The sequence below is a fragment of the Anaerococcus vaginimassiliensis genome (assembly GCF_900626155.1).
GTDB lineage: Bacteria > Bacillota > Clostridia > Tissierellales > Peptoniphilaceae > Anaerococcus > Anaerococcus vaginimassiliensis.
The window spans coordinates 835,880-850,746 of the sequence record NZ_LR130844.1 but is presented as its reverse complement, the minus strand read 5'-3'; the positions used below and the strand labels follow the sequence as shown (position 1 = coordinate 850,746).

General features: G+C 33.2%; 16 protein-coding genes. 2 read left to right on the top strand and 14 right to left on the bottom strand.

The window, feature by feature from the left end; genetic code table 11:
- Window positions 1-39 precede the first annotated feature (39 nt).
- Entirely contained in the window at window positions 40-807 is a 768-nt protein-coding gene (locus E0D87_RS04270; protein ID WP_130819473.1) for a hypothetical protein, read from the bottom strand.
- A 126-nt stretch (window positions 808-933) separates the two neighbouring features.
- Here E0D87_RS04270 and E0D87_RS04265 point away from each other — a divergent pair, with 126 nt between their 5' ends.
- Window positions 934-1,215, top strand: coding sequence for a GNAT family N-acetyltransferase (locus tag E0D87_RS04265; RefSeq protein WP_130819472.1), 282 nt, complete (start codon window positions 934-936; stop codon window positions 1,213-1,215).
- 157 nt (window positions 1,216-1,372) lie between these two features.
- Here E0D87_RS04265 and E0D87_RS04260 read toward each other — a convergent pair whose 3' ends face one another.
- Window positions 1,373-2,728: an MATE family efflux transporter gene (locus tag E0D87_RS04260; protein WP_130819471.1), complete on the bottom strand. Its 1,356-nt coding sequence runs from the start codon at window positions 2,726-2,728 to the stop codon at window positions 1,373-1,375.
- Window positions 2,729-2,887: 159 nt separating this feature from the next.
- On the opposite strand from E0D87_RS04260, the gene E0D87_RS04255 reads away from it, so the two are divergent.
- On the top strand, window positions 2,888-4,039 hold the full coding sequence (locus E0D87_RS04255; RefSeq protein WP_130819470.1) for an MFS transporter: 1,152 nt from the start codon (window positions 2,888-2,890) through the stop codon (window positions 4,037-4,039).
- 263 nt (window positions 4,040-4,302) lie between these two features.
- Here E0D87_RS04255 and E0D87_RS04250 read toward each other — a convergent pair whose 3' ends face one another.
- From E0D87_RS04250 to E0D87_RS04200, 12 genes are all read right to left on the bottom strand, one after another.
- On the bottom strand, window positions 4,303-4,887 hold the full coding sequence (locus E0D87_RS04250) for a DJ-1 family glyoxalase III (RefSeq protein WP_130819469.1): 585 nt from the start codon (window positions 4,885-4,887) through the stop codon (window positions 4,303-4,305).
- A 12-nt stretch (window positions 4,888-4,899) separates the two neighbouring features.
- Window positions 4,900-5,382 (bottom strand): 23S rRNA (pseudouridine(1915)-N(3))-methyltransferase RlmH, encoded by a 483-nt coding sequence (gene rlmH / locus E0D87_RS04245; protein ID WP_130819468.1) that lies wholly within the window; start codon window positions 5,380-5,382, stop codon window positions 4,900-4,902.
- Window positions 5,382-5,780, bottom strand: coding sequence for an ATP cone domain-containing protein (locus E0D87_RS04240; RefSeq protein WP_130819467.1), 399 nt, complete (start codon window positions 5,778-5,780; stop codon window positions 5,382-5,384). The genes rlmH and E0D87_RS04240 overlap by 1 nt, the downstream gene beginning before the upstream one ends.
- Before the next feature lie 82 nt (window positions 5,781-5,862).
- The gene (locus tag E0D87_RS04235) at window positions 5,863-7,239 is read right to left on the bottom strand and encodes an ABC transporter permease (protein ID WP_130819466.1); all 1,377 of its coding nucleotides are present in this window, start codon (window positions 7,237-7,239) and stop codon (window positions 5,863-5,865) included.
- On the bottom strand, window positions 7,229-8,245 hold the full coding sequence (locus tag E0D87_RS04230; protein ID WP_130819465.1) for a COG1361 S-layer family protein: 1,017 nt from the start codon (window positions 8,243-8,245) through the stop codon (window positions 7,229-7,231). Before E0D87_RS04230 ends, E0D87_RS04235 begins: the two co-directional genes overlap by 11 nt.
- Window positions 8,242-8,952: an ABC transporter ATP-binding protein gene (locus E0D87_RS04225; RefSeq protein WP_004834756.1), complete on the bottom strand. Its 711-nt coding sequence runs from the start codon at window positions 8,950-8,952 to the stop codon at window positions 8,242-8,244. The genes E0D87_RS04230 and E0D87_RS04225 overlap by 4 nt, the downstream gene beginning before the upstream one ends.
- A gap of 2 nt (window positions 8,953-8,954) precedes the next feature.
- Window positions 8,955-9,983 (bottom strand): lipid II:glycine glycyltransferase FemX, encoded by a 1,029-nt coding sequence (locus E0D87_RS04220; RefSeq protein WP_130819464.1) that lies wholly within the window; start codon window positions 9,981-9,983, stop codon window positions 8,955-8,957.
- Window positions 9,984-10,158: 175 nt separating this feature from the next.
- A complete protein-coding gene (locus E0D87_RS04215) occupies window positions 10,159-10,602 on the bottom strand; it encodes an 8-oxo-dGTP diphosphatase (RefSeq protein WP_130819463.1) in 444 nt (147 codons plus the stop codon).
- Window positions 10,592-11,524: a ribokinase gene (locus tag E0D87_RS04210; protein ID WP_130819462.1), complete on the bottom strand. Its 933-nt coding sequence runs from the start codon at window positions 11,522-11,524 to the stop codon at window positions 10,592-10,594. The genes E0D87_RS04215 and E0D87_RS04210 overlap by 11 nt, the downstream gene beginning before the upstream one ends.
- Window positions 11,525-11,715: 191 nt before the next feature.
- On the bottom strand, window positions 11,716-13,533 hold the full coding sequence (locus E0D87_RS04205) for an ABC transporter permease (protein WP_242618434.1): 1,818 nt from the start codon (window positions 13,531-13,533) through the stop codon (window positions 11,716-11,718).
- A 117-nt stretch (window positions 13,534-13,650) separates the two neighbouring features.
- Window positions 13,651-14,196, bottom strand: coding sequence for a hypothetical protein (locus E0D87_RS09200; protein WP_242618433.1), 546 nt, complete (start codon window positions 14,194-14,196; stop codon window positions 13,651-13,653).
- Window positions 14,186-14,857 carry an ABC transporter ATP-binding protein gene (locus tag E0D87_RS04200; protein ID WP_130819461.1) on the bottom strand — a complete coding sequence of 224 codons (672 nt, stop codon included), beginning with the start codon at window positions 14,855-14,857 and terminating at the stop codon, window positions 14,186-14,188. The genes E0D87_RS09200 and E0D87_RS04200 overlap by 11 nt, the downstream gene beginning before the upstream one ends.
- Window positions 14,858-14,867 lie beyond the last annotated feature (10 nt).

Genomic DNA, 14,867 nt, shown 5'->3' with positions numbered 1-14,867 from the left:
ATTCCAATGATGGGACGATTGTCATTATAAAATATAAAATTAATCTTCAATTGCTATTTTTTCCTCAGTGTAGTCAATGTAGGCATCTGATAGTCTCGCAAGAACAATTGCTGATGCAAATAGCAAATACACTACCAAAATTACAGTCACTAGACTAGAAAGAAATATTCCTCCCAAACCGTCATTTGGTATAAAAATGATAGTTAAAACTAACAAAACTCCATAAATAAGTAGAGGTAGTATTATATATTTTAAATATATCTTTATTGTCTTTCCAAAAAGATCTTTACCTATTTTAAAGATAGTTTTAATGGAAGTGACTATGCTTTCTTTCTTTAAACCACGGTTATCATCAGCTAGGTAGAAGTTTGTATAAGTTATCAATAGCGATAAAACAACTGATACTAAAAATAAAAGTATCATTAGAACTAGGGTTGTGACATTATCTGATCTAGCTTCACTAGTTAACATAGTATTATAAACAAGATTACCACCCAGAAATCCTATAGATGTGGTAAAACCAATTGTTATAAGTGACATGATGATATTTATTAAGATAAATCTTCCGTTAATTGTATTAATTTGATTTAGATATTCTCCTACAGATCCCATCCTATTTCTTAGAAGTCCTGCAGATAGAGCATATTGGAAGAAAAACGCCAAAAAGCTTGCCAAAGCTGTTCCTATAAGTTTAATAACAGTTGAATCTCCTCCGATTTTTTCAAATAGCATGCTTGTTATAAATGAAACTACCGCTCCTATCAAAATCACAAGAACGACAGAGGATAGTTTGTATTCTCTTTTCATAGAGCCTCCTTTTGAATAAATTATATCATTTATGGATAATTACCACAAGAAATCCTAAAAGTATATGACAATTTTGGATAAACTAAATTGAGTCATTATGGGTATAAGAATAAAGAGGTGATATAAATGGATATTAAAATTATATTTAATGAAAAGGAAAATGAAGCACAAGCTTTTGATGATGATAAGAAAATAGGCTTTCTTCAATACGAAGAAGAGGAAAATATATGGAAGGCAACTCACACAGTAGTAGATAAAGCCTACGGTGGACAGGGAATCGCAGGAAGGCTCTTGGATGAATTTGTAAAAAACGCCAAGGCAAATGATAAAAAAATCCTTCCAATTTGCTCATATGTAGTAAAGAAATTTGATGAAGATGACAAATACAAGGAAATAGATGCTAGATAAAAGGACTGTTGCAGAATGAATAAATCGTACCATTATCGTTAGAAGAACCTCCACGGAAATTTTGCCTCCATGAGCCGGCAGGCTCCACTGAAAATTTCCTAAGAGAACCTTCTAACGATGGTACGATGATTATTCATAGTTTTGCAGCAGTCCTTTTTTATTGGTATTTAACTTTGATATGTTTATCTCGTCTTTGGGTTAGTTTGTGGATTTCTTTTAGCTCGCTTTTAACTAGAAATACCGAAAATATCATGGTAATAGCCTCTGTTATAGTCGCTACGTTCCATATTATTTTCCTGCCAAAGGCCATTGGCATTAGATAAACTAAGACAGCCATTAATACATATCCCCTTAGGATTGTTATATAAAAATCATATCTCGGTCTTTGAACCGCCGTCATATATCCTGCGTTTGTTATATTAAAGCCCATTATTAGAAAGCTTATGGCAAATATCCTAAGGGATTTGATTGCAAATGGCAAGAAGCTTTCCTCATAATCAGCTATAAATACATTTACAAAAAACTCTGGTCTAAGTTCTATGACTAAAACCATAAGGATACTTATGATTAAAACTGTTCTTAGCATAAATTTTCTGATACCAAGGACATTTTCATACTCCTCTTTTCCGAAATAAAAGGATAAGAGAGGTTGACTGGATTGATTTATGGCAAGCATTACATTTACAACAAATATCATTATATAAGAAATTACAGAAAAGGCAGCCAAACCCTCTACTCCGTAATATATAGAAATGACATTGTTAAATAAAAGTATAACAAAACCAGACGAAAGCTCCTGAACGCTTGCTGGAAATCCATAAGATAGAACTTCCTTGATCTTGTAAAGCTTTAACTCGTATTTTCTAAATTTAAGTCCTGCCTTATTTGATAAAAAATAAAAAAGATAGGCAAAAGTAGGTAAGCTTTGGGCAATACCAGTTGCAATCGCCGCTCCCCTAACACCCATGTGTAACTTAAATATAAATACATAGTCAAGAACTATATTAGTCACAGCAGAAATTGTCATACATACAGTAGAAACGATTGGTCTACCATCTGCCTTTACCATAATTTCAAAAGCATAGCTCATTATATAAAAAGGCGTAAAAAATATGATTACAGAAATATAATCATGAACCAAAGGTTTTATCTCAGGACTTGCTCCTAGAAAGTAAATTAATCTATCTATAAAAATATAGCTTAGAGATGCCAATAGAAAGGCAACGACAAGCGCCATACTTATACAAATAGAAAAAAACTCATTTGCCTTTTCTTTATCACCCTTTCCTAGCTGGTAGCCTATTAGGTTTAAGCTTCCGACAGATATTAATATTGATAGGGAAAAGGCAAAAGTTACATAAGGCATTGAGACATTGACTGCAGATATCCCGCTTGCACCTACTCCCCTTCCCACAAATATTCCATCTACCATAGTGTAGGTAGAAAATAATATCATAGTTGTTATAGTTGGTATTAAGTATTTTAAGTACGATTTTAATAAAGTATTTTTCATTATTTCTCCTTTTGATATAATCATTATAAGCTACAAATAGGGTGATTTGTCAAGCTGATAAATATTTGGAAAATTATTTATAAATTAAGGAGGATTTCTCTTTACTAGTTTTACTTAATTTGCTATGATTGTATCTATCAACTATAAAAGTGAGGCTTTATGAAAACTTTAGATAAAAATAAATTAGAAGAAATGGCGATTCTATCCATTGCCCTCTTGACTGCAAGCAACAGTTGCATATCAGGTGTTTTGGTGTTTATGCAAAAAGACCTTGCTATAAGTAGACAGATGGCTGAGTTTCTTATAACTCTATCATCCATAGCCACCATAATCGCCATAGCATCAAGTGAGAAGATAACCAAGAAAATCGGCATGAAAAAATGCGTGCAAATAGGCTTACTCTTGGTTTTTGTTAGCGGGCTTCTTCCGGTAATAAGAAAAACTTATATTAGTATTTTCCTATCGAGAATAATCCTTGGAGCAGGGATTGGACTTTTCAATGGTCATTCTGCAAACTACATCAGCGCACTTTTCTCTGGTGAAAAGGCATCGAGCCTACATGGCATGAGAAACTCCATGGAGTTTATTGGTCAAATTTTATTTCTAATCCTTGCAGGTTTATTAATAAAAATAAAATGGGAGCTTGCTTTTTTAGTTTATTTAATTGCATTTTTTATATTAGTATTATTTACTAAGTATGTAGAAGATCCAATAGAAGAAAAATATGATGATAGATTTATCTTGAATAGACAAGTGGTATTTTATATTCTTTTTGCAGGAGTTATGATTATGAATCTAACCGGTCTTATGGTTAGGTTTCCAACAATTGCTACTATGGCAAAGGGGATAGATATAAACACCAACCTCTACATGACGATCATCCCGATATTTGGCATGGCATCTGGCTTTGCCTTTGGTTATATCAATAAGAAACTCAAGGGAAAGACTATCCTTATGGCTCTACTAATTTATATTTTCTCTAATATGATGGTTGGCTTTTGGGGAGAGAATATCTATGTCTACCTTCTAGGTATGGTTTTGAATGTCTTTAGCCTATCTATGTCTACTCCCTATCTTTTTTCAGAGGCAAGCAGGTTTGCTAGAGGTAGTCAAAATAGAATTATTAATAATTTAATCTTTATAGGATGCAATATCGGCGGATTTGTAAGTCCATTTTTTATAAATTCTGTGGGAAATCTTTTAGATAGCAATTCGTTAAGCATATCTTTTGTTGCCTTTTCCCTAATCTATAGCATTTTATTTGCCATATACTTTTATGAGTACCTCAAGGTCAATTCTCAAAAATATTAAAGTAAAAACAGGATGAATAAAATCATCCTGTCAGGCTGCCTGCAAAGTAACAAAATCCAAAAGGAAGCGTTCCATTCGGAAGAAATTTTAAGAAATTCAAATCGAAATAATGCGTCCGTAAATCGCACTGTTTGAGCATTGGCGAGTTTGCGATTTACAGTATTATGAGATTTAGAATTTCTAAATTTCTGTAGCTTAGTAAGCGTTTTTGGATTTTGTCTACGCTCTAAAAAGGTGAATAAAATCATCCTGTTTTATCTTTGTTAAAATTCAAAGCCGAAATATTTTTCCACTGCCTCATGTTGGGTTTGGTGTTTGATATCTCCTGCTGTATCCTTATCCTTTATTATTTCTATTAATTTTAATGCTAGGTAATTAGTAAGAGCAGCACCTCTTGAGGTTGTTATATTTCCGTCTGTTACTACAATCTCATCATCGACATATGTTTTAGTCTTATCCATTTCATCTTTCATTGATGGAAAAGATGTAGCTTTCTTGTCAAAAAGTACACCTGCCTCGTTTAAAACAACAGGTCCTGCACAAATAGCAGCTATAATTTTTCCCTCATCGTTAAATCTTCTAACTAAATCAAGAACATTCTCATTATCCCTAAGAGAATATGCTCCCTTGGTTCCTCCTGGTATATATAGGCCAAAATAGTCATCTTCCTCGATATCATCAAACATTATATCAGCCTTGTAAGTAACATCGTGACTTGTCACAAGGTCGAGTCCTTCTTCTGTCGATGCTATATCTACTTTTATATCTGCCCTTCTTAGATAGTCTACTACTGTCAATACTTCAATAGTTTCGTTGCCATTTGCGACTAGAACTAAAAACTTCTTCATATATCATCCTTTCTATTTGTGGTAGGGGTGGTTATTGATAATCCTAAATGCCCTATAGATTTGCTCAGCTAAAATCACTCTCATAAGTTGGTGGGGATAGGTCATCTTGCCAAAGGATAGTTTTTTGTTTGATCTTTGGCTAACTCTAGCTGAAAGTCCATTGGATCCACCGATTACAAAGACTAAGTCTCTGCCAAAGCCATCTAGCATTTCATCTTCTATAAATCCCGCAAAGTTTTCGCTTGTCATTTCCTTTCCCAAGATTTCTAGGCTTACGACATAGGCATCATCCTTAATCTTTGAAAGAATCCTATCTGCCTCTTTGTCCTTGACCTCTTCTAGTTCCTTACAGGACAAGTTTTCTGGAGCCATCTCGTCAGCTACTTCTATAACTTCGATAGAATTGTAGGCTCCCATTCTTTTTAAATATTCAGCTAGAGCGTCTTTGTAGAACTTCTCCTTAATCTTTCCTACTGCTACGATTTTTATATTCATTAATCTTCCTTGATGTAGGAGATAAAAGATTTATACACTTGGCTGTATCCTTCTTTGATTAGAGCATCTTTTATATAGTTTTTAATCTCGCTAGTCTTATAAACCTTTCTTGGATCAGAATCTAGGGCCTTTATAACATCACCTACGATTATAGCTAAGTCTGAAGTGTTTAGGTCGTATTTGTTATCTCCAGCTGCATTTTTAATTGATCTTTCGATTTTTTCTTTGGAAAATTTTTCTACAGAACCAGATTTTTTGATTACATAGGTATTTTCCTTATCTTTTAACATTTCTCCTACAAGGTCAATATCAATTGTCTTTAGTTCATCCTTAATATCTTCTAGACCTATATTATTTTCCTCTAGGTAGTTTTTGATAGTTTGGCTTAATTTACTCATTATATCCTCCTATAAGTCTTTTTATATTTATACCCAAGTATTTTTTATATAAAAAAATCGATAGATTTCTCTACCGATTTTGCTAATTTGATCTTAATGCTTCTATAGCTGACAATCTCGTAGCTCTTCTTGCTGGGATATATCCTGCAAGCACACCCACCATTGAAGAAAATCCAACTCCTAGGATAGATAGCCAAATAGGTATTATGATAATCTTACTCGCTTCGCCATTCATAGATCCGAAAAACCCTGAATTTGCCGCAAGAGAATTAATTACAAAGCCTACTAATAGGGAAATAATCAATCCTACAATCCCTCCAAAAAATCCTATAAAGCCAGATTCTATGAGAAACATAGACCTAACATCATCTACAGATGCTCCTATTACCTTCATCACACCGATTTCTTTTTGTCTTTCGTAAATACTCATAAGCATGGTATTTATGATTCCAATCGCTGAAACTATAAAGGCTACAGATCCTATTCCTCCAAGGATCATTGTTACGACCATATTGCTTTTCTTAATCTCTTCTGCAGAACCCGCCTCAGATTGAGTATCAAATCCTGCTTTTCTTATTCTTTCTTCTACTTGGGGTAGGTTTTCTACATCTTCTACTACAACTTTCAAGTTGTCATAGGCAATTCCATCCCCAGCTTTTTCTTCTATAGGTTTTCCGTCCATATCGAAATTTTGGTTAAGTTGGGAGTTCGTAAGTTTCTTATCTTCTTTTTTGAGTTTCTTATAAAAACTTTCATTAATCACAGATGCCCAAGGATTAATAAATGCTTTGGAGTTCATTTTGCCTGTAACTTGGACAGGTATATCTATATAATCAGCCTTTTTCTCCTCGCCATTTTCCTCATTCTCATTTGTAAAGTTAACTCCGTCATCGTCCATTTCCTTATAACCAAGTCTTAGAATGTACTCATGAGTTTTAAAATCAAAATCTTCGATTGGTTCTTGACTAAAACCATAGCTATCTTTGACGGTTTTTCCTGCACTAAGCTGAGATCCTAGGATAATTTTATCATCGTCAGCTTTATTTATCCTATCTCCCCACTCCATCATATCTTTACTTAAATTTTCTATGACATCATCTGGAACTACTTGGATTTCTCCGCTGATTTTGATATCTTCATCGCCTTTTACCAAAATCTCACTAAAGAAAGATTTAGATGGGACAACTGCCCCTACTCCCTCGATGTTTTTAAGCTTTGTAATATTTGCCTGATCAATCTTTGCTGTACCGCCATTTCCTTCTGTTAAGATTTGAATGGAGCTAAGGCCCCCAAAAGAGTCAATCATATCTTTTTGTTGTTGGTTGATGCCCAAGGCAAAGGCAATCATAAGTATTATAGAGCTTGCCCCAATTACTACAGATAAAATAGTTAGGATTGTCCTTGATTTTCTCCTAACCAAGTTTCTTAGAGCCATCTCTAGTCTATCTCTAATCTTCATCGCTTATAATAAGCTCCTCGTCTTTTTTGGATTTTCTTTTTTTCCTTATAAGAGCAATTATTAAAGCTACTAAAACTAGCAAGCCAATCCATAAAAATGGGCTAGTCACAAGAGATGGAGAATTATCTACTGGAGCTTCTCCAATCATCTCTCCTGTTTGTGGGTCTATCATTCCCTCTTGGTCAAAATTTTGGCTTACTTCTTTTTCAAAGTCCTTGACATCAGTATGTTCTTTTCCTGTAGAATCTTTATAAGTTATCTCGATTTTTCCTTTAATCTTTCCTTCCTTTTCAGGAGTCAAGTTAAAGGAGAAGGTCTCTTGACTTCCAGCATTGAAATTTCCTATAAATCTCTCATCTTCATCTACACTAAAGCCATCGCCCTTTACCCTACACATGACAGTATTTAGGTTATACTTGCCAGTGTTATATAGATTTACAGAAACAGAATTTGGAACACCTATACTTATATCATCCATCTTAACCTTGCCAAAGTTGACACTTGCCTCTTGGGTTACAGGAATACCGATTGATTCTTGAGTTTTGTATTGATTTCCCCAGTAGTCCTCGTATTCCATAGTTAGGTTTACTACATAACTTCCAGGATTAGCATTTGGCAGAACATTCATATCTATGTATTTGGTAGTCCATTCCCAAGGATAAAGACTTGCTACATAAAAGGTATTTGACCTACCTATAGGAGTAAAAACTGATCCATCGCTAGTCAAGTTGGCGTTATTTTGCCCGCTTGTTTGAGGAGCTGCAGCAAGGGTTTGATCTATTGTTACCTTTAGATTATAGATAGCATTTTCACTATTGGTGTTATACAAGGTAAAGGATAGGTTAAAATCCTTGCCAGCTTCAACCATGCTTGGACTTAGGTCGTAATCAGATATTATAAGCTTAGGTTGATTTCTTATAGCTGATTGAGTATTTTCGCTATTATTTTCTTCTGCAATTTCATTATTGCTTACTGTTTCATACTGTGTGTTTTCTTCACCCATCATTTATTGAGTACCTCGTCAATTGTATATTTCTCGTGGACTTTTTCTAGGTGTCCATCTCTCATATAAAGAACTTTGTCAGCAAATTCTGTCATCTCATCATCATGGGTTACCATAATAAAGGTCTGATTATTTTCTCTGGTTATCTTTTTTATTAGATTCATTATCTCAAAACTCGTCTTGGTATCTAGATTTCCTGTCGGCTCATCAGCAAAGATTATCCTAGGTCTACCAACAAAGGCTCTAGCAATAGAAACTCTTTGTTGTTGACCACCGGATAGCTCATTGGGTTTGTTATTCATCCTATCAGAAAGACCAACTTCCTTTAAGATTTTTGCCGCTTCCTTTTTTCTATCTTCTTTGTCAAGCCCCTTAAAGGTAAGTGGCAAAGAAACATTCTCCCAAGCGGATAAGTAAGGCAAAAGATTATAAGATTGAAAAACAAATCCAACATTTAAGTTTCTAAATTTTGTAATTTGATTTTCATCTAAGTCAGTTAGGGATATATTTCCATATTTAATCGTTCCCTTACTTGGTCTTTCAAGACCTGCAAGCATATTTAGAAGCGTTGATTTGCCTGATCCACTTGTTCCCAAGAGAGCTACAAACTCTCCATCTTCTATATCTAGGTCTATTCCATCCAGAGCCTTTATAATATTATCTCCTAGCTTATAATATTTCTTTAGCCCCCTAATCTCAATTAGGCTCACATTTATTCCTCAGAGTTTTCTTCTTCTCTCTTAAAGTGTGGGTTCTTTTCTTTTATATAATCGTCATAAAGTTTCTCATCTATAACCACGTCTATTTCGCCTATGAGATCTTCTACATTGTCCTCTGTAAATTTCCTCTTGAAACTATATAGTCCGTCGCTATCGTCATCTTCAAATATTCCACCCATATCATAGTGGCTGTAGCCATTATCAGCGGCATATTTTACTTCTTCGTAGTTTATTTGGTAGTTTTGACCCATGTTTTTGTATTCATCGCTAGATCCACCATAAAGAGCGGTCGCCCTATTTCCATAGCAAATTAGCATTGATGTGCATACTGGCTCATCTTCATAGAAACATCCTGATAATCTAATTTCATCCTTGTAATTATCATAAAGACTCTTGAAATATTCATAAGGTCTGTGGTTTATGCCAGCTCTCTCGGCAGTATCTACGACCTCAGAATATAAAATATCAATTCCTTCTTCGCCCAATTCCCTAGTTTCTATTCCATCTCTGTAAGATTTTCTAGTGTGTTTTCTTGTATTTTTAGAGAAATTAGCAAAAATCTCATCAATATCTCTTCCTTTAATATCTAAAACCATATTCATTAAAGGTTGGGAAGAAGTTGTCTTGTCGTGGCGAATTTCTATGCCATTTTCCGCATATAAGCTCACTATATCTTCGTCATTTCTAACCAAAGGATCGATTCTTAGAAGAAAACCGTCGTTTTCACTCGCAAAGTCTTTGGCTTCTTCTATAAGAGTTTTCACGAGCTTTACATCTTTAAAATCGCACACAGGTCCTCTTGGTGCATAAAAGAAATTCTTTCCTACCTTAGAGTCCTTTATGTAAATTACAGAAAGTGCTCCTTTGATTTCTCCATCTTCTTCATGGTAAAAATACACGCTGTCCCAATTACTTTTGATATTTGCCCAACGCATATCTTGCATAAAATGCCCATAAGGTGAGTTTTTAACAAAATCTTGGTATCTTTCTACTAATTGTTTATCATTCTTATCAAGTATCATATTTACCTCATCTCAATGTCTAAAATAGTTACAAATTTAATAAATTATAGCTTTTTGAAAATAAATTTTAAGTAAAATTATTACTTTTTTATTTTAATAATAACTGTTATGGTCTGTGTCATACACTTCTTTAATTATAACAAATCGCTTATATTTTTTCAATCAAGCATCTTTACTATTGATAGATTACTCTTCCCTCATCATAAAACCAAGTGATTTCTTGTGCACGTCTTTCATATATCATGAATATTTTATCCATGGATTCACTTAGACCGTCCATCTCCTTCATCTTTTCAAAAGATGTCCAGAAGAGTTTGCCTTCTCTATTTTCTTCTACCAGCTCTCCAGAAAACTCCTCTGTTTCATAGATAAAGCCCATATCTCTTCTTCCTTCAACTATCCAAGTTATAAGACCAACTAGCCTTGGATTTTTGATATCTAGGTTTGTTTCTTCCTTGGCTTCTCTTATGACAGAATCGGTTAGACTTTCATTTTCTTCGACCTTGCCACCGGGGAAGGTAAGACCTTCCCAGCCGTACTTTTTGACCTTATCCAAAACCAAAACTTGATTATTCTCTACATCTTTTATCATAACCATGTTCATTAATCTAGTTTGCATGATCCATCCTTTGTATAAATTGGTCTATCTCAACTCTTGTTGGCATAGCAACAGATGTTCCCATTTTTGTAACAGCAAGTCCTGCTGTAGCATTTGCAAATTTAGCTGCACTAAAGATATCTTTTCCTTCCGATAGGGCCGCTAACAAGCCTCCATTAAAGGCATCTCCTGCTCCAGTTGTATCTACTGCCTTTACCTTGTAACTAGGGATAATTTCACTTTTTCCGTCAGAATCTACAAAGACACCTTCTTTTCCTAGGGTTATGATTACATTCTTAACACCCATATCTTTTATAAGCTTAGAAGCTTTCCTTAAAGATTTCAAATCATTTACCTTAACTCCAGTAAGAGATTCTGCTTCGCTTTCATTTGGAGTAACAAGATAGAGACCATCATAAAACTTCTTGTCAACATCTACATAAGGCGCAGTGTTTACAATGACCTTCTTGGATTTTTCTAGGGATATTTTTTTTACAAGTTCATTGGCGTCTTGATTTACTTCGTATTGGAGAAGGATATAAGATGCATCTTCGATTATATCTTCTAACTTGTATACTTCCTCGCTACTTATTGTTTCACTAGCTCCTGGAACAATCATAATTTGATTTTCGCCACTTACTTCATCTACTGGAATCAAGGCAACGCCTGTTGGCTTGTCATCACTATATAAAACATAGTCCCTACTCATATTTATCTCATCCATAAGATTTGTTGCAAGTTTTGAAAATTCGTCTTTGCCAAGCTTAATTACAGTTGTAAGGTCTCCTCCTGCCATGTGACAAGCTACAGCTTGGTTAAAACCTTTACCTCCAGGTCCCATTTTAAAGAAATTGCCCCTAACAGTTTCTCCAGCCTTTGGCAACCTATCCGCTCTTGCCATAAGATCAACAACAAAAGATCCAAATACTATTACTTTTTCCATACTAACTCCTTTACTATCTATTATATATTTTTAAGATAAATATAAAAGTTTGTACAAAAAAAGTGAGCCGAAAAGCTCATTGAATTAAGTATTTTAGATAACCTGATTTAGAGAGTCGTAGGTTTCAAGATAAAAGGCTATGAGTTTAAATGCTCACAGCCTTTTTTATTTCTAGTTAACATAAAACATATTTATTCTAAACTTCTTATCCTATCTACAAGACTGTTTTGACTGTGCTTTTCATAAAATCTACCTGTAAATAATATCCCAATAATTATATTTACAAAGTTTACAAGGATAAGCGGCATGATTACAAATTTATAGGAAGTCCACTTAGTTGCTGCCATAAAATCCATCAAGATAAATTTATCTACAAGAAGCATAATGATGAAAGAAAATACTAAGCCACTTAAAGAATAAATCAAATTCTTTTTGACCAAATATTTTTTGATGTTTTTCTTTGTCATTCCAATAGCTTCAAGAATTGATAAGTTCACCATGTTTCGTAGTATTTCAGTAGCAATAACATTTATAAAATTCAATACAGATATTAAGAATAATACTATAGATAGACTGTAACCAGCAAATTCTATTAGGTTTTTAAATTCCATTGTAGATTTGATCTGAAGATCCCTTGAATCATAGGAAAAGTCTGGCTCATTTTCAAAAGTTTTTAATAGATTATCAAAATTTTCCTTTTCACTATCTTCTACATCAAATCCATAGGACATTATACTTTTATCTCCTGTAAGCTTACTATACTCATTCGGATTCATATAAATATATTCCAAACTTAAAGTAGGACTAGATTCGTCATTTATATCTTCCTTAATCACAGGAAAATATCTAAGACCATTTGAAAAGTTATACTCAAACTTGCCCATCACTTGGACTTCTTTGACCTTATTATTAACATTGATTTTTATTTTATCACCAGCTTTAAATGCAGATTTTTCATCTCCATATTCTCCTATGATTATATAATTTCCTGTTTGCCATTTGTCTTTATCAAATTCTCCATCTATAAATTTTTGTTTGTTTATTAAATAATCATCTATTCCTAATAATATTGGAGCAACTTTATTATCTTCTATTTTTATATCTGGATAATCGTATTCATAACCATAGTAGTATAAAGCTCCCCCACTTTTAAAGCCCTTATAGTTTTCTATCTCATCAATAAACTTTTTATCAATTCCTTCTTCACTACCTAAATACATATACCTAAAGTATTTTGGGCTTGCTATATTATAGTCTGTTGTAATGACATCAGAAATTCCCTTTTCTAGATCAATATTACCAGTATAAGTTAAAACACTGTTTAAAATAACAGCGGATAGACTCATAGATAGAATAATTGAAATAAATCTAAATTTATTGGAAAAGACTTGTCTTCTAGCAAGTTTTCCTAGAGAAATATTCTCACTCTTATATTTCTTTTTTATCGTGGTTTCATTGTATCTGCTGGCATCTATGGGAGAAACTTTTGCTGCGAACCTAGCAGGTCTCATAACAGATAGAAATACTGTAAGCAAAGTGAAGGCTGTCGAAAATAAGATAATTAAGATTATTACCATGAGTGATAATTTTACATCCGTTAACATCTCATTATTTGCAAATATTTTATTTAAAATAATTTTCCCGATAGAAATTCCCACTATATCTCCAACTATTATTGAAGGAAGGGAAGCTGCTATAGACTCTAGATGAACAAGTTTTTTGATTTGTGGCTTTGTCATTCCAATTGTTTTTAAAAGTCCTAGAAGTTTAATATCTTCATTAACGGATATCTTAAAAATATTGTTTATTATTAAGTATCCTGCGACTATTACCAAAATCAAAAAAGCTAAGTATGGTAGAAATGTTTTAAAATCAAAACTACTATCACCAGAAAAAATATAAGCAAAGTTAACACCAATTCTTATTTCCTTTTCGGATAAATTTCCAGGGTCATCTACCACTTTATAACCATTTTTCTCGGCAATTTTTAAAAGCTTATTCCTTATCATAAAGGAATTTTTTAGCATTACTTCCAAATCTTTATTATTTTCTGGAAGTGATAATTTATCTACATAAGCTTTTGATAAATAGATTTGTCCTACACCAACATTGGAGTCAATTGGATTTTAAAAAGTTCCAGATATAATAAATTTATCACTTTTCTTTTCAATAATCTCTCCTGTGTAAGGTTTTTCAATACTGTATGGAATTTCTATCTCTTCTCCAATTTCACCCTTATAACCTAATTTTTTAGCAGTTGCTAAATCTATAAATACGTCGTTTTCTTTTTCAGGAAATTTCCCTTTAACTTTTTCTATTAGAGACCATTCAAATCCTTTCTTATCCATATAAGATAGTTCTGCACTTATTTTTTCATCGTCAAGAATTCCAACTTTCTCTCTTACTGAAAAATCCTTTATATCCTTATCGTGAGTTAATATTTCTACATCTTCGTCAGAAAGTTCTTTAAAAGATCCGTGGCTGATTGTTCCAATAGTTTTCATTGTTTGGGTTTCCATGCTTTTTCCTAAACCTAAGGCTACAGAAAACAGACTTGTAAATAGTATAGAAGTCAAAGCAATGGCTAATAAGAGAATATTTCTCCTGCTTTTATTAGCATTTAAAATATTTTTTGCTAAACGTTTAATGTAAGCTCTATTTTTAACTTTCATTATTTCCCACCAGCCTTCCATCTTCTATCCTTAGAGTTTTTTCTGCAGCTTGAGCGACGGCATCATCGTGAGTAATCATAAGAATAGTATTTCCAAGATCTTTATTAATCTTTTTTAATAAATAGACAACTTGGGAAGAAGATTTTGAATCTAAATTTCCTGTAGGTTCGTCAGCTAGAATTAAAGAAGGTTTTGTAACCAAGGCTCTTGCTATAGCAACTCTTTGTTGCTGTCCACCTGATAATTCGTTTGGCATTTTATTTTTTTGATCACTTATCTCTAGAATGTCTATTACGGAATCAACATATTTCTTATCTACTTTGTCCCCATCAAGACCAAAGGGAATAATTATATTCTCATATACATTTAGCATTGGCAAAAGATTATATGCTTGAAAGACAAAACCAATATTTCTTCTCCTAAAAATGGTTCTCTCATCATCTTTCAATGCATAAATGTCAGTATCATCAATTAAAACTTTTCCGCTTGTAGGATAATCAAGCCCACCTAATAAATGTAATAAAGTTGATTTACCAGATCCTGATGCTCCAATTATAGAAATAAATTCTCCTTTTTCCACATCGAAAGATACTCCGTCAAGAGCTCTTACTTCCAAGTCATTTGTCTTATAATATCTTTTTAAATTTTCTACTTTTAACATATCTATCACC